The sequence below is a fragment of the Stenotrophomonas sp. AG209 genome (assembly GCF_003550055.1).
Classification (GTDB): Bacteria; Pseudomonadota; Gammaproteobacteria; order Xanthomonadales; family Xanthomonadaceae; genus Stenotrophomonas.
On record NZ_QXDB01000001.1, the window covers coordinates 407,476 to 430,068 of the forward strand.

19 protein-coding genes are annotated in these 22,593 nt (G+C 66.6%); 13 read left to right on the forward strand and 6 right to left on the reverse strand.

Going from position 1 to position 22,593, the window contains the following annotated elements; translation table 11 throughout:
- The first annotated feature begins 2 nt into the window (after nucleotides 1-2).
- The gene (locus DFO63_RS01895; protein ID WP_119006312.1) at nucleotides 3-1,355 is read left to right on the forward strand and encodes a TFIIB-type zinc ribbon-containing protein; all 1,353 of its coding nucleotides are present in this window, start codon (nucleotides 3-5) and stop codon (nucleotides 1,353-1,355) included.
- Complete coding sequence (locus tag DFO63_RS01900; protein WP_049445043.1) at nucleotides 1,352-1,609, forward strand: hypothetical protein; 258 nt, start codon at nucleotides 1,352-1,354, stop codon at nucleotides 1,607-1,609. The genes DFO63_RS01895 and DFO63_RS01900 overlap by 4 nt, the downstream gene beginning before the upstream one ends.
- 99 nt (nucleotides 1,610-1,708) lie before the next feature.
- On the opposite strand, the gene DFO63_RS01905 is transcribed toward DFO63_RS01900, so the two are convergent.
- Nucleotides 1,709-2,605 carry a tyrosine-protein phosphatase gene (locus DFO63_RS01905; protein ID WP_119006313.1) on the reverse strand — a complete coding sequence of 299 codons (897 nt, stop codon included), beginning with the start codon at nucleotides 2,603-2,605 and terminating at the stop codon, nucleotides 1,709-1,711.
- A gap of 17 nt (nucleotides 2,606-2,622) precedes the next feature.
- Nucleotides 2,623-4,911, reverse strand: coding sequence for a TonB-dependent receptor (locus tag DFO63_RS01910; RefSeq protein ID WP_182474381.1), 2,289 nt, complete (start codon nucleotides 4,909-4,911; stop codon nucleotides 2,623-2,625).
- 123 nt (nucleotides 4,912-5,034) lie between these two features.
- On the opposite strand from DFO63_RS01910, the gene DFO63_RS01915 reads away from it, so the two are divergent.
- From DFO63_RS01915 to DFO63_RS01940, 6 genes are all read left to right on the forward strand, one after another.
- The gene (locus tag DFO63_RS01915) at nucleotides 5,035-5,679 is read left to right on the forward strand and encodes a TetR/AcrR family transcriptional regulator (protein WP_119006315.1); all 645 of its coding nucleotides are present in this window, start codon (nucleotides 5,035-5,037) and stop codon (nucleotides 5,677-5,679) included.
- Between the two features lie 82 nt (nucleotides 5,680-5,761).
- Nucleotides 5,762-6,331, forward strand: coding sequence for an AprI/Inh family metalloprotease inhibitor (locus DFO63_RS01920; protein ID WP_119006316.1), 570 nt, complete (start codon nucleotides 5,762-5,764; stop codon nucleotides 6,329-6,331).
- A gap of 69 nt (nucleotides 6,332-6,400) precedes the next feature.
- Nucleotides 6,401-7,360: a cation diffusion facilitator family transporter gene (locus DFO63_RS01925; protein ID WP_119006317.1), complete on the forward strand. Its 960-nt coding sequence runs from the start codon at nucleotides 6,401-6,403 to the stop codon at nucleotides 7,358-7,360.
- 72 nt (nucleotides 7,361-7,432) lie between these two features.
- Nucleotides 7,433-8,059 carry a DNA-3-methyladenine glycosylase gene (locus DFO63_RS01930; protein WP_119006318.1) on the forward strand — a complete coding sequence of 209 codons (627 nt, stop codon included), beginning with the start codon at nucleotides 7,433-7,435 and terminating at the stop codon, nucleotides 8,057-8,059.
- A 115-nt stretch (nucleotides 8,060-8,174) separates the two neighbouring features.
- Nucleotides 8,175-9,884: a PAS domain S-box protein gene (locus tag DFO63_RS01935; protein WP_119006319.1), complete on the forward strand. Its 1,710-nt coding sequence runs from the start codon at nucleotides 8,175-8,177 to the stop codon at nucleotides 9,882-9,884.
- Between the two features lie 78 nt (nucleotides 9,885-9,962).
- Complete coding sequence (locus DFO63_RS01940; protein ID WP_119006320.1) at nucleotides 9,963-11,123, forward strand: M23 family metallopeptidase; 1,161 nt, start codon at nucleotides 9,963-9,965, stop codon at nucleotides 11,121-11,123.
- Nucleotides 11,124-11,128: 5 nt separating this feature from the next.
- On the opposite strand, the gene DFO63_RS01945 is transcribed toward DFO63_RS01940, so the two are convergent.
- Together DFO63_RS01945 and DFO63_RS01950 are read right to left on the reverse strand one after the other, a co-directional pair.
- Nucleotides 11,129-13,072, reverse strand: coding sequence for a MacB family efflux pump subunit (locus DFO63_RS01945; RefSeq protein ID WP_101765539.1), 1,944 nt, complete (start codon nucleotides 13,070-13,072; stop codon nucleotides 11,129-11,131).
- 2 nt (nucleotides 13,073-13,074) lie between these two features.
- Nucleotides 13,075-14,256 (reverse strand): efflux RND transporter periplasmic adaptor subunit, encoded by a 1,182-nt coding sequence (locus tag DFO63_RS01950; protein WP_101765540.1) that lies wholly within the window; start codon nucleotides 14,254-14,256, stop codon nucleotides 13,075-13,077.
- 236 nt (nucleotides 14,257-14,492) lie between these two features.
- Here DFO63_RS01950 and DFO63_RS01955 point away from each other — a divergent pair, with 236 nt between their 5' ends.
- From DFO63_RS01955 to DFO63_RS01970, 4 genes are all read left to right on the forward strand, one after another.
- The gene (locus tag DFO63_RS01955) at nucleotides 14,493-15,059 is read left to right on the forward strand and encodes a hypothetical protein (RefSeq protein ID WP_233490765.1); all 567 of its coding nucleotides are present in this window, start codon (nucleotides 14,493-14,495) and stop codon (nucleotides 15,057-15,059) included.
- 53 nt (nucleotides 15,060-15,112) lie between these two features.
- Nucleotides 15,113-15,829: a response regulator gene (locus DFO63_RS01960; RefSeq protein ID WP_119006971.1), complete on the forward strand. Its 717-nt coding sequence runs from the start codon at nucleotides 15,113-15,115 to the stop codon at nucleotides 15,827-15,829.
- A gap of 3 nt (nucleotides 15,830-15,832) precedes the next feature.
- The gene (locus tag DFO63_RS01965; RefSeq protein ID WP_119006972.1) at nucleotides 15,833-16,909 is read left to right on the forward strand and encodes an ATP-binding protein; all 1,077 of its coding nucleotides are present in this window, start codon (nucleotides 15,833-15,835) and stop codon (nucleotides 16,907-16,909) included.
- A 201-nt stretch (nucleotides 16,910-17,110) separates the two neighbouring features.
- Nucleotides 17,111-18,037, forward strand: a complete 927-nt coding sequence (locus DFO63_RS01970; protein WP_119006321.1) for an ABC transporter six-transmembrane domain-containing protein — start codon at nucleotides 17,111-17,113, stop codon at nucleotides 18,035-18,037.
- Between the two features lie 276 nt (nucleotides 18,038-18,313).
- Here DFO63_RS01970 and DFO63_RS01975 read toward each other — a convergent pair whose 3' ends face one another.
- Both DFO63_RS01975 and DFO63_RS01980 read right to left on the reverse strand, forming a co-directional pair.
- On the reverse strand, nucleotides 18,314-19,402 hold the full coding sequence (locus DFO63_RS01975; protein WP_049445509.1) for a crosslink repair DNA glycosylase YcaQ family protein: 1,089 nt from the start codon (nucleotides 19,400-19,402) through the stop codon (nucleotides 18,314-18,316).
- 77 nt (nucleotides 19,403-19,479) lie between these two features.
- Complete coding sequence (locus tag DFO63_RS01980; RefSeq protein WP_119006322.1) at nucleotides 19,480-20,064, reverse strand: TetR/AcrR family transcriptional regulator; 585 nt, start codon at nucleotides 20,062-20,064, stop codon at nucleotides 19,480-19,482.
- A gap of 239 nt (nucleotides 20,065-20,303) precedes the next feature.
- Between DFO63_RS01980 and DFO63_RS01985 the strand changes: the two genes are divergently transcribed.
- Complete coding sequence (locus tag DFO63_RS01985) at nucleotides 20,304-22,499, forward strand: TonB-dependent siderophore receptor (RefSeq protein ID WP_119006323.1); 2,196 nt, start codon at nucleotides 20,304-20,306, stop codon at nucleotides 22,497-22,499.
- Nucleotides 22,500-22,593 lie beyond the last annotated feature (94 nt).

Sequence of the window (22,593 nt, forward strand, 5' to 3'; positions counted from 1 at the left end):
ACATGTCCGATCCCCGAAACGGCCCACCGCCGCTGCCCGGATCCGCGCCCGCGACGCCGCCGCCCTTGCCGGCGGCGTCGTTGGATGGGCCCGGTTCGCCGCAGGACGTCCCTCCCCTGCCCGGCAGCTTCCCGCTGGATACCTCGAAACTGCCACAGGCCATCCGCGATGAAGTGGAAGCGCCCGATCCTGTGGCCATCGATACGTCGGCCAGCGAGCTGAAGGACGGCCTCAACCGCTGCCCGAAGTGCGGCGCCACCGACATCCGGCCCAAGGCCGGTACCGACATCCTGGTCTGCCTGTACTGCCGTCACGAATGGCATGGCGCACGCGTGGAGGAGGAATTCGGGCTGGGCGAGGCCATCGACCAGCTGCGCGGCACGGTCATCGCCTCCGGCGCACGTGACATCGACGCCGACACCTCGGCACTGATGACATTCAAATGCACGGGCTGCGGCGCCGAGGTGACGGTCAATACCGAGAGTACGATGACGGCACGTTGCCACTGGTGCCGCCATGTATTCGGCGTCAACGAGCAGATCGCCAACGGCGCGGTGCCCGATGCGGTGCTGCCCTTCCATATCAGGAAGGACGATGCGGTTGCGCGCATCCGCCAGTTCGTCGACAAGCGCCGCATGTTCGCGCTGAAGGCGTTCAAGGACCAGTTCACCCCGGAAAACGTGGTGGGCGTGTTCCTGCCCTACATGATCGTCGACAGCAATGTCAGCGCGGCGGTGGCCGGCAAGGGCGAGATCAAGACGCGCGAGTACACCGTCGGCAGCGAGAAGAACAAGCGCACCCTGTACGACGCCGATGTCTACCAGATCGAACGCCACGTGGATTTCACCGTCGATGACCTGCCGCTGGAATCCTCGGCAGAGCGCGGCAACCTGGATACCCGCGCCAACACCAACAACATCATCAACACCATCCTGCCGTTCGATACCAAGAACGCGGTGAAGTGGAACGCTTCGTACCTGGCCGGCTTCACCTCTGAGAAGCGCAACCTGGACGTGGAGAAGCTGCGGCCGCGGCTGGAAGACCAGCTGCTGTCGATCGCCCGCTCGCAGGTGGAAGGTTCGGTGAAGCGCTACAACCGTGGCGTGCGCTGGGAACAGGAACAGCTGGAGGTGCATGGCACCCGCTGGGTGTCGATGTACCTGCCGGTGTGGTTGTATTCGTACCACCAGCCCGGCAGGAACGGCGGCATGCTGCACTACATCGCGGTAAACGGCCGTACCGGCGAAACCATGGGCAGCGTGCCCGTGCAGCAATGGAAGATGCTGCTGGCGGCACTGGCCACCGGCACCGTCATTGAAGCCCTCGCAATTGCCTTCCTGGTGGCATCGACATGAGTGACGACAGTGGCCTCTGGCTGTTGGCGGCAGGCCCAGCCGGCGCAACCGCGCTGTACTGGGCGCTGTACCGCTATTACCGCAACACCGACAAATCGCATTCCTTCGAGCACGAGACCGAGATCGAGGCCAAGCCAGTCACCGGCTCGGACCAGCAGGTGGGCCGGGTTACCGGCACCGAGGAGAAGCGTATCCGCGGTGACAATGTGTACGAGTACCGGAAACGGGTGGTGCGGGTGAAGCCCGACCAGTAGTGCCAGGCCATGCCTGGCTGCGGGTAGTGCCGGCCGCTGGCCGGCATTCCCTCGGTCTCTGGACGTCAAAGGGAAGCCGGCCAGCGGCCGGCACTACCCTCAGCCCGCCTGCCCCAGCCGCACCTTCAGCTGCTGGATCTCCTGCTCGCTGACCCCGATCGACTTCAGGTACCCTTCCGCACCACCGTACTGGCTGTGCAGCGCCGCCAGGAACTGTTCCATGTTGTCCGGTGCGGTACCGGACATGCCAGCCACTTTGCGGGCGATCTCGGGGTTCTGCTTGATCAGCGCCATGATCTGCGCGTTCATCGCGCTGTCCTTCGGCTGCTCTTCCAGGTAATGCGCGGAGATCGCGTAGTTATGCACGATCTCGGCCTTCGGCACGCCCGCCAGGTCCAGCAGCAGGCCGGCGATGATGCCGGTGCGGTCCTTGCCGGCCGTGCAATGGAACAGCACGGCGCCATCCTGCTGCGCGGCGATGCGCTGGAACACTTGCTTGAACTGCGGCTGGCTGTGGCCCAGCCACTGCACGTAGGCTTCGCCCAGCGAATCGGGGAAGCTGCTCATCATCTTCTGCAGGTCCATCTTCTCGGTGCCCATCAGCGAGATGCGCTGGTAGTCGAAGCGATCATCCCTGGCCAGCAGGTCCGGCGACTGCGTTTCCTCATCGGCGGTGCGCAGGTCGATGTCCAGCTTCACGCCTGCAGCGGCCAGGGCATCACGGTCGGCATCGGTGAGGCGACCGAGGTCGGCGGTGCGCACGAACGCATCGGCCGGAATCGGACCGTGGCGGCCCTGCAGGCCGGCGAAGGTACGCACGTTCCAGGCCCCCTGCAGCGGGATCACCCGCTGCGCATCGGCAGCCACCGGCTTCACGTTGGCAGCGGCCGTCGGCTTTGCGGCGGTGGCCTGCGGTGTATCGGCCGCAACGGCGGTCACGGCCAGCGGCAGGCTGAGCATCAGGGCCAGGGCAAGTTCGGTAGAGCGGTGCTTCATGGGGTTCTCCGTTCGAATCAGAAGTTGACGGCCACATCCAGGCCGAAGGTGCGCGGATCGTTGAAGATGCCGGTCTGGCCCAACGCCGGGCTGTTGAGCTTGTAGAACAGGTGCTGCTCATCCAGCAGGTTGCGTGCCCACAGCGAGAACGACATGGTGGTGCCGGTGCTGTTGACCGGAACGTCCACCAGCGCCACCCGTGCGTTCACCACGAACGAGCTGTCGGTCAGCATCTGGTCGTACTCGCTGGTGTAGTAGCCATCGGACCAGTTGCCGTCCACATGGAATTTCAGCGCCGAGAAATTTGCGAATGGCACCAGATAGTCCAGCGACAGGCTGCCCGCGTTCTTCGGTGCCAGCAGCGGCTGCACGGTCACCTGCACCCCTGCGCCGAACGGGTCCGTCGCGGTCTGCGCATCGATCTTCGTGTAGGCGTAGTTGAGGCCGAGGGTGAGGTTGTCGATCGGCATCACGTTGAACTCCAGCTCCGCGCCACGCGACTTGCCATCGCTCAATGCGTTGGTCGTGACCATGGTGGTGCGGGTTTCGCCGCTGTTCGGGTCGAACGGCAGCGAGAAGTCCATCTGCTTGTGCGCGATGGTCGAATCGAACACGGCCAGGTTCAGGCGCGCACGGTTGTCCCAGAACTGCGATTTGAAGCCCAGCTCATAGGCGGTCACTTCTTCCGGACCGAACGCGGTGTAGTTGGTCGAACGCGAATTGGCACCGCCGGCCTTGAAGCCGGTGCTGTATTTGGCGTAGACCATTGCGTGCTCGCCAAGGTCGTAGGCGATGTTGACCATCGGGTCGAAGCGGCTCCAGCGATCCTTGAAGGCGAGATTCGTCGCCGCGCCATTGACGATGTACAGGCTGCCCTTCTTGTCATCGCGGGTGTAGCGGCCGCCGGCAGTCAGGTGCAGGCGCTGCAGTGCTTCCGGCGTCCACGTGGCCTGGCCGAACACGCCCAGGCTGTCGGTCCACGCCTTGCTGGCGCGGTCGATACGCACGCGGGAAAGATCCAGCGGATTGGTCGCCGGGTTCACCGTGTAGCTGTTGCCACCCGGCCCCCACACCAGCATGTTCGGGGTCTGCGCATTGTCACCGGCGGTTTCGTGGTAGTAGAACGCGCCGCCGAGGAACTGCACCTGCGAGGTGTTGCCGATCAGCTGGAACTCCTGGCTGTACTGGTGCTGGTAGACCTGCGCCAGGCTGTAACGCCCGAACGGCGTGCCGGCGCCACCATAGGCCGAAATCGCATCGACCAGGCCCATGTCGAACTGGCCCTGAGTCAGTTCGCGGTAGGAACTGATCGACTTCAACTCCAGGTTGTCATTCAGCGTCCACGACAGGTTCAACAGATGGCCGCTGGTGCGGCCGATGTTGTCTTCCTGCGGTCCACCGAGGATGGCGCTGTCGCGGCGGTCCAGGCTGGCACCCGCCTTCTGCAGCGGGCTGAGGTAGGCGCCTGGCACCAGCACCTGGGTGTGGTACGGCGTGGTGGCGTCGTAGGAGCGGTCGAACGCGTACAACAGCGAGAAATCATCGCTCGGCTGCCACAGCGCACTCAGGCGAGCGCCGCGCTTGTCGTAGCTGTTGAAATCGCGCTCACCGCGCATCGGGTTGTCGGTGGTGCCACCGCGCTTGGCCTGCACGGAGTCGATCTTGAAGCTGACATCGCCCACCTTGGGCAGGTCCAGGTGCAGCGCACTGTTGTAGCCGCTGAAGTTGGACACGCCGGCGCTGACGCTGCCGCCGAATTCACCAGTGGGCGCCTTGGTCACGATGCTCACCGCGCCGCCTTCTGTATTGCGGCCGAACAGCGTGCCCTGCGGGCCCTTCAACACTTCGATGCGCTCCACGTCGTAGAGCATGTTGCCCAGGCCCTGTGCGCGGCCCATGAACACCCCATCGACGTAGATGCCGACGCCGGCATCGCGGGCCGGCTGGTTGGCGTCGCCGGAAGCGCCGATGCCGCGGATGCCGATGTTCAGCGCCGAACTGCGGGTAGCGAACGGCGTGACCCGCAGCGATGGGATGGAGCCATCGGACAGGCTGCCCAGCGAAATCGCGCTGCGGTCCTTCAGCGCTTCGGCATCGACCACCGATACCGAGATCGGGGTCTCCTGCAGGTTGGTGGCGCGTTTCTGCGCAGTCACCATCACCTGGTCGAGGGCGACCACGCTGCGCGCGGCATCGGCGGAAGTGGCAGCGTCGGCGCTGGGCGTGTCTTCGGCATGGGCCAGCGCCGGCAGAGCGGCGGCAATGGCGAGGGTGAGCAGCGTGCGGTGCAACAGTGCGTGGCGCATCGGACTCATTCGCGGAAGGAGAAGGCCGGCGCAGTCTTGGAGGCGGGAATTACAAATGAATGACCGTTCATTCACACCTTTTGTGACGTACTATCCCGCCTCTGGACGCCCCGACCTGACGCAATGACGCCGAAAACCGCCGTAGCCGCACCCGCTGACGCCCCCGCCGCCGCCCATGCCGAAGCCCAGCGCCGGCGCATCCTCGACGCCGCCCAGAAGTGCTTCATCACCCGTGGTTTCCATGCCGGTTCGATCGGCGATATCGCTGCCGAGGCCGAGATCAGCCAGGGGCTGATGTACCGCTATTTCGCCAACAAGCGCGCCCTGATCCTGGCCCTGATCGAGCGGCAGCTGCGCCATGACCAGGCCTCGATCAGCGAAATGCCGGCGGCGTCCGATCTGGTTGATGGGCTGCTGGAGTGCTACCAGCAATGGGCACGCGGCGAGGTGCTGCCGATCCATGGCAATGCCATTGCCAGCGTGGCGCTGTATGCGGAGATCAACGCCGAGGCGCATCGCGACCCGGTGCTGGCGGGGGTGCTGCGCACCCATGACAAGCAGACCAGTGCCGCGATCCATGCCTGGCTGCGCCAGCGTGATGTCGATCAGGGCCGGATCGTGGACGAAGAGCAGATTGCCGGCCGGACCCTGCTGCTGCGGCTGCTGGTGGAAGGCCTGGCGATGCGTGCGGTACGCGACCCGGACCTTCCGCCGGAACGGGTACGCGCCCTGCTGGCCGATGCCATTGGGCGGGTGATGGCTGATTGAGGGGCGTTGAGGCGCGCCATCACACCGCCTCCCGCCCTACCGGTTCGATACTCGCGCGATCCAACCTGCCGAGGATGCTGCAATGGCCGCCGTGCTCGCCCGTACCTGCCTGCTCGCGCTGTGCTGCCTGGCCCTGCCCGCCCTCGCCCAGGACGCCTCGTTCGGCTTCGGCCAGCAGACCACCCGCACCGACCAGACCACCCAATCGAGCAGCACCGAGATCCAGAACAGCGGCTCGATGACCACGCAGACCACCACCAGTGACAGCTCGCAATCCGAGTCGCGCAGCGAAAGCAAAGGTATCGACGTGGGCTTCGGCTTCCGTGACAACAACCACGACTGGCGCGATGACCGCGATGTACGCGACAGCGATCTGTTCGGCAGCTGGACACTGGGCCAGGAGAACGGCAGCACCTGCACCATCGAACTGAAGAACATGGCGTGGTTCGGCGGTTACAGTGCCTACGTGCCTGCCGGCTGCCCGGACGGCTTCTTCTCGGCCAACCGCTGGGTGCTGTCGGGCAACCAGCTGCTGCTTACCGATACCAGCAACACCGTATTCGGGCGCTTCCGTGCCTCGGGAGGTGGACGCTGGACGGGGTACCGTGAATCGGATGGCGCGCGCTTGTATCTCAATTTCAAGGGGCGCTGATCGCACCGTGCACGCAGTGGGCACGCGCTGATCGGGAAGATCAGGCGTCCGCCTCACCCCGCCGCCGAAATGTCCGCCCCCACCGGCTCCCGCCTCGTCATCTATGCAGCCCTTGCGGGCAATCTGGCCATCGCCGTGGCCAAATTCATCGCAGCCGGCATCTCCGGCAGCTCGGCCATGCTCAGCGAGGGCGTGCATTCACTGGTCGACACTCTCAATGAGGTACTGCTGCTGTACGGCCTGCGCCGTGCAGGCAAGGCCCCTGACCCGGTACATCCCTTCGGCTATGGCCGCGAGCTGTACTTCTGGAGCTTCATCGTCGCCCTGCTGGTGTTCGCGGCCGGTGCCGGTGTTTCGGCCTACGAGGGCATCCAGCACATCCGCCGGCCGGAACCGGCCAGCAACCACGCGCTGAGCTACAGCGTGCTAGGCATTTCCATCCTGTTCGAGGGTGCTTCCTGGTGGGTGGCGCTGCGGGAATTCCGGCGTACCAAGGGCAAACTCGGCTACTTCGAAGCCTTCCGCCGCAGCAAGGACCCGTCCACCTTCACCGTGTTGCTGGAGGACAGTGCCGCCCTTCTGGGCCTGGGCTTCGCGCTGATCGGGCTGCTGGCCGCCCAGTTGCTGGAAATGCCGGTGCTTGATGGCGTTGCGTCACTGTGCATCGCCGGCGTGCTGGCCGCAACGGCCTTCCTTCTGGCGCGTGAGACCAAGGGCCTGCTGGTCGGAGAGCCTGCCCACCCCGCGGTGGCCGAGCGGATCATGGCGGTGGCCGAAACCGATCCGGACCTGCGTCGCGCGAACGGCGTGACCACCATGCAGATGGGGCCGGAACAGGTCGTGGCCATGCTCAGCGCAGAGTTCGAGGACGATCGGCAGACCCCGCAGATTGAAGCCTGCATCACCCGCATCGAAACGGCGGTAAAGCGGGAGTATCCGGAACTGGTCGCACTGTTCATCAAACCGCAGACGCCCGAAGTCTATGCCGCGCGGCGAGCGGCACTGGCCGCGCCGCCTGCGCCGGAATGATGCTGCGTCTGCGCCCGTTTCACCTGACCGATGCCACAGTGCCACTCTCTTTCACCTGAGGCTGCCACTACCGTGCCGGACTGGTTGCCCGCTTCACTGCAGATTCTTCCGCGCCGCTTCTACCAGCGCCCTTCTACCGACGTTGCGCCCGAGCTGCTCAACAAGCTGCTGGTACGCAACGATGGTCGCGCGGCCCGCATCGTCGAGGTCGAGGCCTATGCCGGCAGCATCGATCCGGCCGCGCACTCCTATCGCGGGCAGACACCACGCACCGCCAGCATGTTCGGTGAGGCCGGCCATCTGTATGTCTACTTCACCTACGGCATGCACTGGGGCAGCAACGTGGTCTGCGGCCACATCGGTGAAGGCGTGGCCGTCCTGCTGCGCGCCGCCGAGCCGTTGGAGGGGCTGGAACGAATGCGCGCACTGCGCCCGGCAGCCCGACGTGACCATGATCTGGCCAGCGGCCCCGGCAAGCTCTCGCAGGCCTTCGGGCTGGACCGCAGCTTCGATGGCGCAGACCTGGTGACCGGCAGCCAGGGCATCGTCATTGCCAGCGATGGCGTGCCTCCCCCCAGGGATCCGGTGGTCGGGCCCCGTATCGGCATCACCCGTGCGGTGGACTTTCCCTGGCGCTGGCATGTTCGCGACCACCGTCACGTTTCGGTACGCCCTTCGCGCGTGCCCCGCAAACCCTGACCGGGATGCGTCACGTCGGCGTCACCCCGTCGTGGCGATACATAACGCGGTACGCACTAGCGTAGTGCCCGACAGCCGCCGAAGCCGCCCTCGCCACCCTGCCCTGAAAAGCGCCATGGACGAAGCCGAACGACTGCTTGAACTCGACCGCCTGCATCTGCTCGACACCCCGCCAGAGCCCGTTTTTGATGCGATCGTCGCCGCCGCCCGCACCGCCACCGGCATGACCATGGGCCTGATCTCGGTGGTGGCCGACGAGCGGCAGTGGTTCAAGGCCAACATCGGGCTGGAAGGCGTCAGCGAAACCGCACGCGAGATTTCGTTCTGTACGCATGCCATCCAGCAGGACGCGCTGTTCGAGATCCCGGACGCGCGCCAGGACCCGCGATTCGCCACCAATCCGCTGGTCACCGGTGGCCCGCGCATCCGTCACTACGCCGGCATCTCGCTCGGCTCGGCGCACGGCGCGCGCATAGGAACGCTGTGCCTGCTTGACCCGATGCCGGGCGTGCTGTCTCCCTCGCAGCGCGAACTGATGGTGCATCTGGCGCGGGTCACCACCCAGGTACTGGAGCAGCGCAGCACGCTGATGGCGCAGGTCGGCCAGGCCAAAGCCCTCCATCGTGAACTGAAGCGCAGCGAGGACTTCCTGGAACGCACCAACCGTGCGGCGCGGGTGGGCGGCTGGGAAATGGACCTGGCCAGCAACGAAGTGCGCTGGACCCGCGAAACCAAGCAGATCCATGGCGTGCGCAGCAACTTCGAACCGACGCTCGACACCGCGCTCTCGTTCTATCGCGAGGACAGCCGCAACATCATCCGCACGGCCGTGCAGCGCTGCATCGATGAAGGCACGTCGTGGGAGGTGCAGTTGCCGATGACCACCGCCGATGGCCGCGCCATCTGGACCCGCGTGGTTGGAGGCCGGCAGCAGGTCAATGGCCGGCCGCGGCTGGTCGGCGCCATCCAGGACATCACCGAGGAACGTGCCGCGCTGGATGCCCTGGAGGCCAGCGAAACCCGCTACCGGCGGCTGTTCCACTACAGCCTTGGCCTGATCTGCACGCATACGCTGGATGGCGTGCTGACCTCGGTGAACCCGGCGGCCGTGCAGTCACTGGGCTTCGATGAGAGCTACATGATCGGGCGCAGCCTGTGCGACCTGATGCCGCCGGAGAAACGGGCCGCCTTCAAGGCGTATCTGGGACGCATCGCGGTCAACCACACCGATGCCGGCGTCATCGAGCTGATCGCCGCCGATGGTACCCGGCATTTCTGGGCCTATCACAACGTGCTCGACAGCGAGGCCAATCTCCCATACGTGCTGGGCCATGCGCAGGACGTGACGGCGCTGCGGATGCAGGAACAGCAACTGCGCGAGATGTCCTTCAAGGATCCGCTCACCCAGAGCTACAACCGCCGCTTCCTGCCACGCCTGGACGAACTGATCGACCAGCCCTGGGCCTGCCTGATGTTCGATCTGGATCATTTCAAGCAGATCAACGACACCCAGGGCCATGCGCGGGGTGACACGGTACTGGTCGAGTTTGCCGCCTTCCTGCGTGCGCCGCTGGGTGCGGCGGAGAACGTGGTGCGCATGGGCGGCGACGAATTCATGGTGGTGCTGACCGCGCCGGAACCGGGACGACTGGCCGCACTGGAGCAGTGGTATGTGCAGCAGGCGGGGCAGTCACCCACGCCGTTCTCGCTCGGTTCGACCCACCACACCCCGGGCGAATCGGTGGCCGATACCCTGCAGCGTGCCGACAGCCGCCTGTATCGCGAGCGCGCACGCGTGCGCCAGCATCCCCGTCCGGAGCCCTGACGCGCCCGCCGGTGTACCGGCGCCCCCGGCGTAGCGTTATGCTCGGCAGCGGCCACCGTCGGCCTTGGGGGAACACGCATGACCCGCAGCGTCTGCCTGGCTCTGCTGCTGTTGCTGCTTCCTTCCCCCGCGTTGCCAACGCCTGCGCCTGCGCCGGTCGAAGCACGGGTGCCCTTCGCACCGACTCCCTTCGTTGGCAGCGACGGCCTGCGCCATCTGGCCTACGAGCTGCACATCACCAACTACTACGGCGACACCGGGGCGCTGCAGCCGCAATCGCTGCAGGTGTTCGGCGACGATGCCGAGACGCCTTTGCTGAGCCTGGATGCCCCTGCCCTGCGCCATTGGGTACGGCCGTCGCCTTCAGAGGATGACGCCATCTCCATTGCTGCGGGAAAGCGCATGGTGGTGTTCCTGTGGCTGTCACTGCCGGCCACCGATAACGTGCCGCACGTCCTTCGCCACCGCATGCTGCTGGGCACCGGGCAGCAAGGCAGCGTGGAACTGGATGGCGCCCGGGTTGCGATCAACGCGGCGCCGGTGATGGCGCTCGGTCCGCCCCTGCACGGCGGCCGATGGCTCGCCCACGAAGGGCCTGGCGCGGCGCAGTCGCACCACTGGGGCAGCCTGGTGGCGGTGAATGGTGATCTGACCATTCCGCAGCGCTTCGCGCTCGATCTGGTCGGCGTCGACGACCGTGGGCGTGCCGTGCGCCCAACGACCCGCGATCTGCAGCACACCCGCCATTCGGACTGGGTGGGTTATGCGGCGCCCGTGCTGGCCGTCGCCGACGGCCTCGTGCGCGCGGTCCGTGATGGGCAACCCGAACACCCGCCGCTGACCGCGCAGCCGGAACCCGTCTCACTGACAGCGGATGGCCTGTTCGGCAACTACGTTGTCCTGGAAATTTCGCCAGGCGTCTTTGCCAGCTACGCCCATCTGCGCACCGGCAGCATCAAGGTAGCGCCCGGGCAACGGGTCCAGCGCGGACAGGCGTTGGCCCAGCTCGGCCAGTCGGGCAACTCCGCCGCGCCCCACCTGCACTTCCAGCTCTCCAACAAGGCCACATTTGAAGGATCCGAGGGCATTCCGTACGTCTTCCAGGCCTTCGACGATTTCGGGCCTGAAAGCGAGGCGCAGCTGTTCGGCCAAGGGGAGGCCTGGAAACCCGGCGTGCTCGTGCCGCGCGGCAACCAATTGCCGCTGAACGACATCGTCATCGCCTTCCCGCCACGCTGACACGTTCATTCCGCCGCAAGCGCCTGGATCGGATCCAGCTGCGCCGCGCTGCGTGCCGGGAAGTAGCCAAAGCCCAGCCCGATGGCCGAAGAGCACGCCAGTGCGGCCAGCACCGGGCCCGCGGTGAACAGGAACGGCACACCCAGCGACAGCAGGCTGGACAGTGCACCCACCCCGAATGCGAACAGCACGCCCAGCACGCCACCGAACAGGCAGATCAGTACGGCCTCGATCAGGAACTGGCGCAGGATGTCGCCCTGCCGCGCGCCCACCGCCAGCCGCACGCCGATCTCGCGCACGCGCTCCTTCACCGAGACCAGCATGATGTTCATCACCCCCACCCCGCCGACCACCAGCGCAACTGCTGCGATGGCCGAAACCAGCGCGGCCATGGTCTGGCTGGACTTCATCACCGCCTTGCGGATCTGGTCGGCGTTGTAGATGAAGAAATCGCGGCGGCCATGCAGGCGCTCCAGCTCGGTGCCCAGCGAGGCCTCGGCGGCATTGGTGGGCACGTTGTCGCGTACGCGCACGGTGATGCTCTCCAGCCGCTGGCTGCCCAGCAGCCGCGAGGCCGCCGAGGTGTACGGCACGTAGACCGTCGGGGTTGCACCACCCGCGAACGCATTGGCCCCGACCACACCGATCACCTCCACCGGCATGCCACCCAGCAGCACCGTGCTGCCGATCGGGCTGCCGCTGAACAGCGCTTTGGCGGCCTTCTGGTCGACTACGCCCACCGCGCGGTGCGCATCGACTTCGGCGTCGGTGAAGAAGCGGCCGGCCTTCAGCCGCAGCCCACGCACGCGCGGCATGTCGGCCCCTACGCCCAGCACCTGGGTGTTGGCACGCCGGTTGCCCTGCAGCGCCGCCACCGATCCGCTCAGGTTCGGGCTCACGCTGTCCACGTAACTCAACGCCGCAAGATGGTCCGCATCGCCCACCACCAGTGTCTCGATCTCCGCCGAACGCGGGTCACCGAAATCGGCGCCCGGGAAAATTTCCAGCGTGCTGGCGCCCAGTTCGTTGATCTGTGATTCGACCTGCGCCTGTGCGCCCTTGCCCAGCGCAACCACGGTCACCACCGCTGCTACGCCGATGATGATGCCGAGCATGGTCAGCAGCGTACGCAGGCGATGGGCCAGCATCGAGCGCACGGCCATGCGCGCGGCTTCGCGGACGGCGTCCATGCGTGCACGGCGCTCGGTGACCGGCGAACCGCCCCGTTCGGGCTCGGGTGTTTCAGCCGCAGCACGCGGGCCCCGGTCGCCGCGGTCGGCCACCACCCGGCCGTCGGCGATCTCGATCACCCGCGCCGCGTTGGCGGCGATCGCTGCGTCGTGCGTCACCAGGATCACCGTGTGGCCTTGCGTGTGCAGGCGCTTCAGCTCGGCCATCACCTGCTGACCACTGGCGTGGTCCAGCGCGCCGGTCGGTTCATCGGCCAACACGATCGCGCCGCCGTTCATCAGCGAACGGGCAATAGACACGCGCTGCTGCTGGCCGCCGGACAGTTGGCTCGGCCGGTTCGCCATGCGTTCGCCCAGCCCCAGCGTTTCCAGCAGTGTGCGTGCGCGCGCATTACGCGTCTCTGCGTCCACGCCCGCATAGACCGCCGGCAGCGCCACGTTCTCGGTGGCACTCAGGTTCTCCATCAGGTTGTAGCGCTGGAAGATGAAACCGAAATGCTCGCGGCGCAGGCGTGCCAGCGCGTCGGGCGCCATCTGCTCGGTGGCCTCGCCGTTCACCCGATAGCTGCCCTCGGTCGGCCGGTCCAGGCAGCCAAGGATGTTCATCAGCGTGGACTTGCCCGAGCCCGAGGGACCAATGATGGCGATGAACTCGCCGGCATCGATGCGCAGCGAAACGTCCTTCAGCACCACCACCTCGCCGGCGGCCGAGCGATAGGCGCGCGATACGCCATGCAGTTCAAGCAGTGCGTCGGCCATGCTCACATCCCCAACAGGCTGGCGGCTTCCGGCTCAGCACCGCTGGGTGCCTGGCCGACCACCACGTTCTCACCCTCACGCAGGCCGGACAGGATCTGCACGGCGGTGGCGGTGCGCAGGCCGGTCGTCACCGCACGTTCCTGGGGGCGGCCCTTGGCATCAACCACACGCACGGTGCCGCGGTTGCCGTCCTTGTCATCCGGCCCGGCCACTGCCGTCAAAGGCACCTGCAGCGCGTTGGCGACCCGCGCCAGCTGCAGGGTCACTTTCACCGTCATCGAAGGCTTCAGCTTCAGGCCAGGATTGGCCACATCGAACAGGCCGGCGTAGTACACCGCCTTCGGCGTCTGCGCAGAGCCGCCCGCATTGCCGGAGGCGACGTCGGCAATCGAGGATGGCGCAGGCTCCAGCTGCTGCAGATGGGATTCATAGCGACGGCCGCTCGGCCCCAATGTCGAGAACCACAGCGCCTGTCCCGGCGCTACCAGCTCGACATCGGCCTCGGCGATCTCGGCACGCACGGTCATCGTGTCCATCTGTGCCAGCATCACGATGGTTGGCGTGGTCTGCATCGAGTTCAGCGTCTGCCCGGCCTTGGTGACGATGGCCACGATGTAGCCATCGCTGGGCGACACAATGCGGGTATAGCCCAGGTTGATCCGTGCGGTTTCGACCTGGGTCACCGCCTGGTCGATCTGCGCCTGCAGCGCGGCCACCTCCGAAAGCGCCGCATCGCGTGCCACGCGCGCGGCTTCGAATCCTTCCTGAGACACCAGGCGCGATGCCACCAGCTGCGACTGGCGCTGGTAAGCACGACTGGCCTGCGCATAGCGGGCCTGGCTGGCGGCATGCTGGGCACGCAGCGTGTTGGTGGCCGCCTCGGCGCTGCGCAGCGCGATACGCTGCGGCTGCGAATCGACCTCGGCGATCAGATCGCCGGCCTGCACGCGCTGGCCCAGCACCACATGCAGGCGCTTGACCTGGCCGGACACCTGCGCACCCACCGCCACCAGCTCCTTCGGATGGACCCGGCCGACTGCCTGTACGGTCTTCTCCAGATCCGCCACCCTTGCCGGCGCGGTGATCAGCGCGGCATCATCGCCGCCGGCAAACGCCCACCATCCAGCGCCGGCGGCCAGCGTGGCCACGGCGGCGGCAATGATCCAGGTCCTGCGGTTGCTCATCGAAACGCCCGGTTGGGTGCAGTCGCCCAGCGCGACCACCGAAACCGCAGTCTGGAAGCCACCGATGGACGTTTCTTGGAGCCACCGTGGAGATTTCATGGAGGCGTAGCGGCCGTTCAGGCATCAGCCCCGCGCCTGAACGCGATAGCTCGCATCCACGCAATCTCGACACAATCTCGACCGAGTCTCCATCAACGGTCGCTAGCCTCGTCGGCCTCGCCGACTGCCAGCCTGCCGTGTCCCTTTCATACCCAGACCTGCCACCCATCGACGTGCGCCGTGCCTACCTGGCGTGGTGTGCGCCTTCGCCGTGGTTGATCGCACTGGTGCTGGCATCGACCAGCACATGGATGTGGGTCGCGCCGTATCCGGTACTGCCATTGCTGGCCGGCTTCGGGGCCGCCGCGCTGGTGGGGTTCCGCAGTGATGGGCCCGGCCGCACCCGCCGCGCCGGATCCCTCGCAGCGCTGGCCCTGATCGGCCTGGCGGTCTGGGCGACAGCGCACCCGGCGGCCAACGTCACCCTGCATCTGCTGCTTGCCCTTGCCACCGCCGTGGTCGCCGCCCTGCTGGCAGTGCGCCTGCGCACCATCGTGGGCATGGCCGCGCGGCTGCAGGCCCGGGTGGACGCCACTCCCATGGCCTCGCGCTGGAGCAAGCTGTCGCCGTCGGTGTCCCCGCTGATGCTGCAGCAGCTGCGCGGCGCAGGTGCAATGGAGCCCAGCCTGCAGCGCACGCTGGTGCTGGCCACCCTGGCCTGGGCTGCCAATGAAGAAACGCAGGAAATGGAATACCGACGATGACCCTGCCCCTGATCCCGCCCCTGCCCGCCCTGGCCTCGAACCCGCAGCACGCAATGAAACACGATCTCCGTACCCGACCGGCCCCCTTGGTGCTGATTGCCGAAGATGAGGGTGAAATCGCCGACATCCTCGGCGCCTACCTGGCCCGTTCCGGCCTGCGCAGCGCACGCGCCGCCGACGGCGAGGCGGCGCTCGCCAGCCACCGCCAACTGCGTCCGGACCTGGTGCTGCTGGATGTGCAGATGCCCAAGCTGGATGGCTGGCAGGTGCTGAGCGAACTGCGCCGGCGCGGCAACACCCCGGTGATCATGCTCACCGCGCTCGACCAGGACGTGGACAAGCTGACCGGCCTGCGCGTGGGCGCCGACGACTACGTGGCCAAGCCGTTCAATCCTGCCGAGATCGTCGCCCGCATCCAGGCCGTGTTGCGCCGGAGTTCCCGCACCGTGGTCGAAGAGCCCAATGGGCTGATCCGCCAGGGGCCGTTCGAGATCGACCTGCGCAGCCACGAGGTAACGGTGCGCAACGGCGAGCAGGTGCATGCGCTGAACTTCACCCTCACCGAGTTCCGGCTGCTGGTGCATATGGCACGCGCGCCGCGGCAGGTGCATGCGCGGGTGGATCTGCTGCACGCCTGCCTGCCCGAAGGCGATGCGCAGGAACGCACCGTCGACAGCCATGTCAGCAAACTGCGGCGCAAGCTGGAGGATGTGGGCGTCATCGGCATTCCCGCCACCATTCGCGGCGTTGGCTACCGTTTCCTGGACTGAATGATGAACCCCAAAGGCAAGAGCATCGGACGCCAGATCACGCTGTCCATCACGGTGGCCTCGTTGTGTTCGACGGTGCTGTCGATCAGCGGCTTCTACCTGTTCTACTACCTGATGGAAGTGTTCTACCCGCGCTGGTATGACCAGCCGGAAACCATCATGCCCTCGGGGCTGGAGTGGCTGTGGATCGGCTTGACCGCCACCGTGGTGGTCATCTTCGCCACGCTGGTCGCCTCGCGCCTGACCCGGCGCATCATCACGCCGTTGAACTCGGTGGCCGAAAGCCTGCGCCGGGTCGCCAGCGGCGATCTGGAGGCGCGCGCGCGCGGCGGTGACACCACGATGGTCGAAGCGGCCACGCTGGTCAGCGATTTCAATTCCATGGCAGAGCGGCTCAGCCGCATGTCGGAGAACCGGGTGTTCTGGAACGCGGCGATCGCGCACGAACTGCGCACGCCGATGACCATCCTGCGCGGCCGCCTGCAGGGCATCGCCGAAGGCGTGTTCGAGCCTGGCCCCGAGCAGTTCAACAGCATGCTCACCCAGCTGGAGGGCCTCACCCGCATCATCGAGGACCTGCGCGTGGTCAGCCTGGCCGAGAGCGGTCACCTGGACCTGCGCCTGCAGCGCAGCGATGTCAGCGTGCAGGTGGCTGCGGTGGTCGAAGCGATGTCCGAGGCGCTGACCGAGAGTGGCTTCTCGGTAACCTTGGACGCACGGCCTTCGCTGGCCGACTGCGATCCGGCGCGCATCCGCCAGGCGGTGCTGGCGCTGCTGGAGAACGCGCGCCGCCATGCCATTCCCTGTCCGCTGCGGGTGCGCGTCACGCTGGGCCAGGGCCATTGCACGGTGGCTGTGGAGGATGGTGGCCCCGGCGTGCCGGACGAACTGCGTGACAGCATTTTCGAAGCGTTCCAGCGCACCGATGTCTCGCGTTCGCGGCAGAGCGGTGGCTCCGGGCTGGGCCTGGCCGTGGTGCGCGCGATTGCCGTGGCCCATCACGGAACGGCGCTATGCCGGGCCACCGAACGGGGTGGCAGTTCGTTCGAGATCCGCTGGCCGGTGCATGCGCGTCGTTAAGGACGCAGCATTGCGGAAGACGTTGCTCCGGTAGCGGCCCACCTTGGTGGGCACCACGCGCGTGGCTGAACGCCGCCGGCTTCTCCACGCAATCTCCATCGATCCTCCACGCCCGCTCCAAAGGGCTGCAGATACTGGGCGCGACCCGGGAGATGGCAGGCATCCGTCCCCTGCCCTGTCCCCGACCCACCCTGACATCCCATGAAACACCCCCACAATCCAGCGGCCGCCGCCGGCAGCATCGGCCAGCAGAATGCGGCCGCCACCCTCAAGGCCATCCTGCACACCTACCCCTGGCAGCTCACCGGCACCTTCTCGCTGGTGGCGCTGGAGAACGCGCTGCTGCTGGCGTATCCGCTGTTTGCCGGCTTCGCGGTGGACGCGATCATCCGCGGCAACATCGGCCACGCCATCTCCTACGCCGGTGTGGTCCTGCTGTTCTGGCTGGTCGGTGCTGCCCGCCGTGCGGTCGATACCCGTACCTTCACCCGCATCTATGCCGACCTGGCGGTGAACGTGGTGCAGGCGCAGCGCAGGCTGGGCCAGGCCACCTCCACCTCGGCCGCGCGCGTTGTGCTGGCCCGTGAATTCGTCGACTTCTTCGAAAAGCACGTGCCGATCATCGCCACCGCGCTGGTATCGATGTTCGGTGCGGCGGCGATGCTGCTGGCGATCGAACCGCTGGTGGGCGCCGCAAGCCTCGTCGCGTTGTTGGGCGCGCTGTTGCTGCTGCCGTCGTTCGCACGCCGCAACGAGCAGCTGCATGGACGCCTGAACAATCGGTTGGAGCATGAGATCCGCCTGGTCGACCGGGTCAGTCCCTCGGTGCTGCGTCGCCACTACACCACGCTGTCGCGGCTGCGCATCCTGCTCTCCGATCGCGAAGCCGGTGCCTTCGTGGTCGTTGGTGCAGCGGCAGCGGTGCTGTTCGCACTGACCATCGGCCGTCTCGCCACCACCGACGGGGTGACCCCGGGCCATGTGTACGCGGTGATGACCTACCTGTGGACGTTCGTCGGCAGCTTGGATGATGCACCGTCGATGGTGGATCAGCTGGCGCGGTTGAAGGACATCGGCCGCCGCGTCGGCCCGGGCATGGAAGATGCGGAGCACAAGGAAGCCGCTTGATCGGTAGATGCCCACCTTGGTGGGCACCGATGCACCACGGCGCCAACCAAGGTTGGCGACTACCGGGGCAACGGTGCCAACCAGGATTGGCGGTCACCTCGCGGACGGACATCGGCCGCCGCGTCAGCCCCTGCATCGAAGATGCTGAGCGCAAGGACGCCACTTGACCGGTAGATGCCCACCTTGGTGGGCGCCGATGCATCAAGGCCGCCAACCAAGGTTGGCGACTACCGGGCGCGATGAACGTTGCCTCGAACAGCCGAGCATGGCTCGGCGCTACAGGAACTCCGCCATGCGCTGCAGTTCGTCTTCAAGCGCGCCACGAAACACCTTGTCGCGGGCCAGTGACTTGCCGGCATAGCCCACGCTGGACGCCAGTTCACCGTCGCGTACGCTGAGATTGGCCCAGCCCACCACCTGGTCGTGCCACAGCACCGGCAACGCGTAGTAGCCGTACTGGCGCTTCGGCGCAGGCGTGTAGGCCTCGAACTTGTAGATCCAGCCCCACAGCAGCTCGAAACGTCGGCGGTCCCACACCACCGGGTCGAACGGCGCCAGCAGGCGCACCTGTTCGTCCGGTGCATACCGGCGCGAGCGCGGGTTCTCGTCCGCCGGCCAGTACCAGGTGGTGCCGTCCAGCGTGCAGCTGGCCAGCTGTTGCTTGGCCAGCTTCAAGGCCTGCCGGGTCTGCTCGGCCAGATGCGGTGCGCCGTAGCCCAGCAGGCGCACCAGGTAGGTCAGGCTGGCCGATGGCAGTGGCGCGTACTTGCGCACCACCAGATCGATCAAGGCGGCGGCGCGTTCGATCTGCGCCTGTTCGCTGGCATCCGCCTCCGCGTGGTCGGCCACCGCGTAGATGCGGGTGCCGCTGTCGCGCCGCTGCACGCGCAGCAGGCCGCGGTAATGCATGCCGTCCAGCAGGTGCGTGCTGGCATTGCTGGTGCCGCCCCAGTAGTTGGTCACCCGCCCATGCGCGAACGCCTGTTCAACCTCACGCGGGTGCACGCTTCCGCGCTCGCGCACGAAGGCCAGCACGTCCTCCGCTCGGCGCTGGGTCTCGGCATCCCATGCGCGCCTGGACACGCGCGGATGCATCAACGCCAGATGCTCGCGCGGCAGGAAGCCGTAGTTCACCAGGCAATCCTCTTCCACCGGCAGGCGCGTATAGCGCCGCTCCAGGTCACCGGCGCGGTAGTCCTTTACCCGGTGGCGCAGGGTCAGGTCCTGCGCGCGTGCCGGTGCGCGGATCGGGTCGGCCTGCACGAAGCCCAGGCGCCGGATCGCAGTCAGCAGCGTGGTGGGCTTGAACAGCGTGCGCGCCACCGCATGGCGGCGCAGATCATCGAGGGTGGGCGTGGCAGGCATGGCCGCATTGTAGATCCACGCCACGCGTGGATGGCGCCGTGGCGAACCGTGCAACGGCATCCACGCATGGCGTGGATCTACCGAAGTTCCAACACCTCCAGCGAACCGATCACCAGCGCACGCATGCCCTGCTTGAACTCGGTGATCACCTGGCCCTCTTCGTCGTCGGCAATCCCGTAGACCGTATCCGCACCGGCAATGCAGTAGAACGCGATCGTGGCCAGCAGCCAGCGTGCCTTGTCCAGCGGCAGGCCGAACACATCGGCCACATGGGCCTGGTGCGAGGCGATCTTGTCCAGCATCGGCGTGGTCGCCACCGAACGGCGCAGCAGGTACGGCGGCAGCCCGGGGTGCGCTTTCACCACCTCGCACAGCGAATCGACGAACCCCAGCAGGTACGCCTGCAGCCCACCCGGCGCATCGGCCGAGGCGCGCGGAATCTGCCAGCGCTGGAACACCGTATCGGCCACCAGCCGCTTCAAGGCCTCCAGGTTGGCCACGCGCTTGTAGAGCGCGGCCTGGGTCACCGCCAGTTCGGCGGCCACGTTGGCCATGGTCAGGTTCGGCAGGCCCAGCTTGATGCCGATGTCGGCCAGGCGATCGGGGGTGATGGTGGGCGGACGGCCACGGGCCGACGCCGGGGTTTCAGGGTGCGTGTTCATACCGTAGCGAGGGTGCCAGCAAAGGGACCCTCTTGTCCGCTTCATATGGTTTAGTTTAATTTAATCAACTAATTCGGAATGCGCCTGGTTCGCAACCCCGCCGCCGTCCGCAATCGAGCCCATGGCTCACTTCCCGCCAGGTCCCCACCCAGCCGACAACCCTGCGCTGCGCCCTCCCCCGTGCTTGCCGTCGGCAGCGCGCCAGGCGCGTTCGCACCTGCGATTCACAGGAACCTGGCATGACCGTGTACCACTTTTCCTCTCCGCTGCAGCCCGCAGCGGCCGCCGCGAGCCGCGTGCAGATGCATCCGCCGATGGCTCGGCGTTATCGGGTTTCGGCTCTGGCGCTGGGGCTGCTGGCCTCGTTCGCTGCGCTGGCCGACTCCGCGCCGTCCACCCTGCCCTCGGTGCAGGTGCAGGAACAGCGCCGGGTGACCGGCGACTACGCCGGCGGCCAGGTGGCCTCGGGTGGCCGGGTTGGCCTGCTCGGCGACAAAGACTTCATGGATACGCCGTTCAGTACGGTCAGCTACACCGAAGCCTTCATCCGCGACCGCCAGGCCAAGGACCTCACCGACGTCATCGCCGCCACCGACCCCACGGTGTTCAGCAACGGCGTCACCGGTTCCTGGAGCGAAAACTACGCGATCCGCGGATTCGCCTCCAACACCAGCGACACCACCTTCAATGGCCTCAGCGGCATGGCGCCGTACTACCGCACCTCGCCGGAAATGTTCGAGCGCATCGAGGTCTTGAAGGGCCCGTCCGCACTGCTCAACGGCATGCCACCGGGCGGCTCGGTCGGTGGCAGCATCAACCTGGTACCCAAGCGTGCGGGTGACCAGCCATTGCTGCGGGTCAGCGCCAACTTCGCCTCCGATGCGCAGTTCGGCACCCATGTGGATGTGGGTCGTCGCCTGGGCGCCGACCAGCAGTTCGGCATTCGCTTCAACGGCGCGTACCGTGATGGCGACGGTGCGGTCGGCAAGCAGAGCAAGAAGGTGCAACTGGGTTCGCTGGCGCTGGACTGGCGCGGCGAGCGCGCCCGCCTCTCCGCTGATCTGTACAGCGCCGACGACCGCGTCGATGGCCCCGCCCGTGGTGTCGGCCTGGCACCGGGCGTGGCGATTCCGCGGCCACCGCGTGGCGACACCCTGATCAACCCGGACTGGGCCTACGTGGACAGCCAGGACAAGGGCGCGATGCTGCGTGCTGAGCTGGACATCAACGAACACCTGATGGCCTACCTGGCCTATGGCACCAGCAAGACCGACTACCGCTACAACGGCTCGATCAGTGCGCAGGTCCTCAACCCGGCCGGTGATTTCACTACGGTGATGGGCCAGCTGGCGTTCGACATCACGAAGCAATCCGGTGATGCCGGGCTGCGCGGCAGCTTCCGTACCGGCAGCGTCGGCCATCAATGGGCCGCCAACGTGACCCACTACCAGCACACCCAGAACGACTACGGCCGCCGCAGCGTGCCGGGCTGGGACTGGACCACCAACCTGTACAACCCGGTGTGGGGCCCTGCCGCGCCGTTCGTTGCACCGCATATCTCGCACACCGAGTTGCGGCTGGACAGCATCGGCTTCGCCGACACGTTGTCCTTCGCCGATGACCGCGTGCAGCTGACGCTGGGCGTGCGCCGCCAGCAGGTGGTCAGCGAGACCTTCAACGTGGCCAGCGGTGCGAGCACCTCGCGCTATGACGAGAGCGCCACCACCCCGGCAGCGGCCCTGCTGGTGAAGGCCACCGACACGATCTCGGTCTACACCAATTACATCGAAGGCCTCAGCCAGGGCACCACCGCGCCGATGACCGCCGCCAATGCCGGCGATGTGTTCGCACCGTTCCGTACCAAGCAGAAGGAGCTGGGCCTGAAGCTGGACCTGGGCAGGTTCGCGCATACCTTCAGCGTGTACGAGATCAAGCGCCCGAGCAGTTACACCGATCCGGTCACGAATATCTTCTCGTTCGGTGGCGAGCAGCGTAACCGTGGCGTGGAATGGGGCTTCTTCGGCTCGCCACTGGATGGCGTGCGCCTGCTCGGCGGTTTGGCCTACGTGCAACCGAAGCTGACCCGCACCGCCGGTGGCGTGAATGAAGGCCGTATTGCTACTGCCGTTGCGCAGCGGCAGGCGAAGCTGGGTGTGGAATGGGATGTGCCGGCGCTGGAGGGCTTGACCCTGACCGGCAATGCCACCGCGATGTCAAAGCAGTACATCAGTGCCGACAATCGCCTGTCGGTGCCGGGGCGTACGTTGTTTGATGTGGGTGCGCGCTACAACACCACGATGGCCGGGCGGCCGCTTGCGCTGCGCGCCAGCGTGAACAACGTGACCAACAAGGCGTACTGGGGCATGCCGTTGTTGTCGAGCCTCGCATTGGGTGCGCCGAGGACGGTGTTGTTGTCGGCCACGATGGATTTCTGAGCCGGGCGGCCTCCGCGCCAGACATGCCTCACCTGTAGAGTCGAGCCATGCTCGACTCCGATTTCCCCGAGGAGTCGAGCATGGCTCGACTCTA

What these genes read in the sequence shown, in the direction of transcription:
- DFO63_RS01895 (WP_119006312.1), top strand. Translation starts at nt 3, where the DNA reads ATGTCCGATCCCCGAAACGGCCCACCGCCGCTGCCCGGATCCGCGCCC.
- DFO63_RS01900 (WP_049445043.1), top strand. Translation starts at nt 1,352, where the DNA reads ATGAGTGACGACAGTGGCCTCTGGCTGTTGGCGGCAGGCCCAGCCGGC.
- DFO63_RS01905 (WP_119006313.1), bottom strand. Translation starts at nt 2,605, where the DNA reads ATGAAGCACCGCTCTACCGAACTTGCCCTGGCCCTGATGCTCAGCCTG.
- DFO63_RS01910 (WP_182474381.1), bottom strand. Translation starts at nt 4,911, where the DNA reads ATGCGCCACGCACTGTTGCACCGCACGCTGCTCACCCTCGCCATTGCC.
- DFO63_RS01915 (WP_119006315.1), top strand. Translation starts at nt 5,035, where the DNA reads ATGACGCCGAAAACCGCCGTAGCCGCACCCGCTGACGCCCCCGCCGCC.
- DFO63_RS01920 (WP_119006316.1), top strand. Translation starts at nt 5,762, where the DNA reads ATGGCCGCCGTGCTCGCCCGTACCTGCCTGCTCGCGCTGTGCTGCCTG.
- DFO63_RS01925 (WP_119006317.1), top strand. Translation starts at nt 6,401, where the DNA reads ATGTCCGCCCCCACCGGCTCCCGCCTCGTCATCTATGCAGCCCTTGCG.
- DFO63_RS01935 (WP_119006319.1), top strand. Translation starts at nt 8,175, where the DNA reads ATGGACGAAGCCGAACGACTGCTTGAACTCGACCGCCTGCATCTGCTC.
- DFO63_RS01940 (WP_119006320.1), top strand. Translation starts at nt 9,963, where the DNA reads ATGACCCGCAGCGTCTGCCTGGCTCTGCTGCTGTTGCTGCTTCCTTCC.
- DFO63_RS01945 (WP_101765539.1), bottom strand. Translation starts at nt 13,072, where the DNA reads ATGGCCGACGCACTGCTTGAACTGCATGGCGTATCGCGCGCCTATCGC.
- DFO63_RS01950 (WP_101765540.1), bottom strand. Translation starts at nt 14,256, where the DNA reads ATGAGCAACCGCAGGACCTGGATCATTGCCGCCGCCGTGGCCACGCTG.
- DFO63_RS01960 (WP_119006971.1), top strand. Translation starts at nt 15,113, where the DNA reads ATGAAACACGATCTCCGTACCCGACCGGCCCCCTTGGTGCTGATTGCC.
- DFO63_RS01965 (WP_119006972.1), top strand. Translation starts at nt 15,833, where the DNA reads ATGAACCCCAAAGGCAAGAGCATCGGACGCCAGATCACGCTGTCCATC.
- DFO63_RS01970 (WP_119006321.1), top strand. Translation starts at nt 17,111, where the DNA reads ATGAAACACCCCCACAATCCAGCGGCCGCCGCCGGCAGCATCGGCCAG.
- DFO63_RS01975 (WP_049445509.1), bottom strand. Translation starts at nt 19,402, where the DNA reads ATGCCTGCCACGCCCACCCTCGATGATCTGCGCCGCCATGCGGTGGCG.
- DFO63_RS01980 (WP_119006322.1), bottom strand. Translation starts at nt 20,064, where the DNA reads ATGAACACGCACCCTGAAACCCCGGCGTCGGCCCGTGGCCGTCCGCCC.
- DFO63_RS01985 (WP_119006323.1), top strand. Translation starts at nt 20,304, where the DNA reads ATGACCGTGTACCACTTTTCCTCTCCGCTGCAGCCCGCAGCGGCCGCC.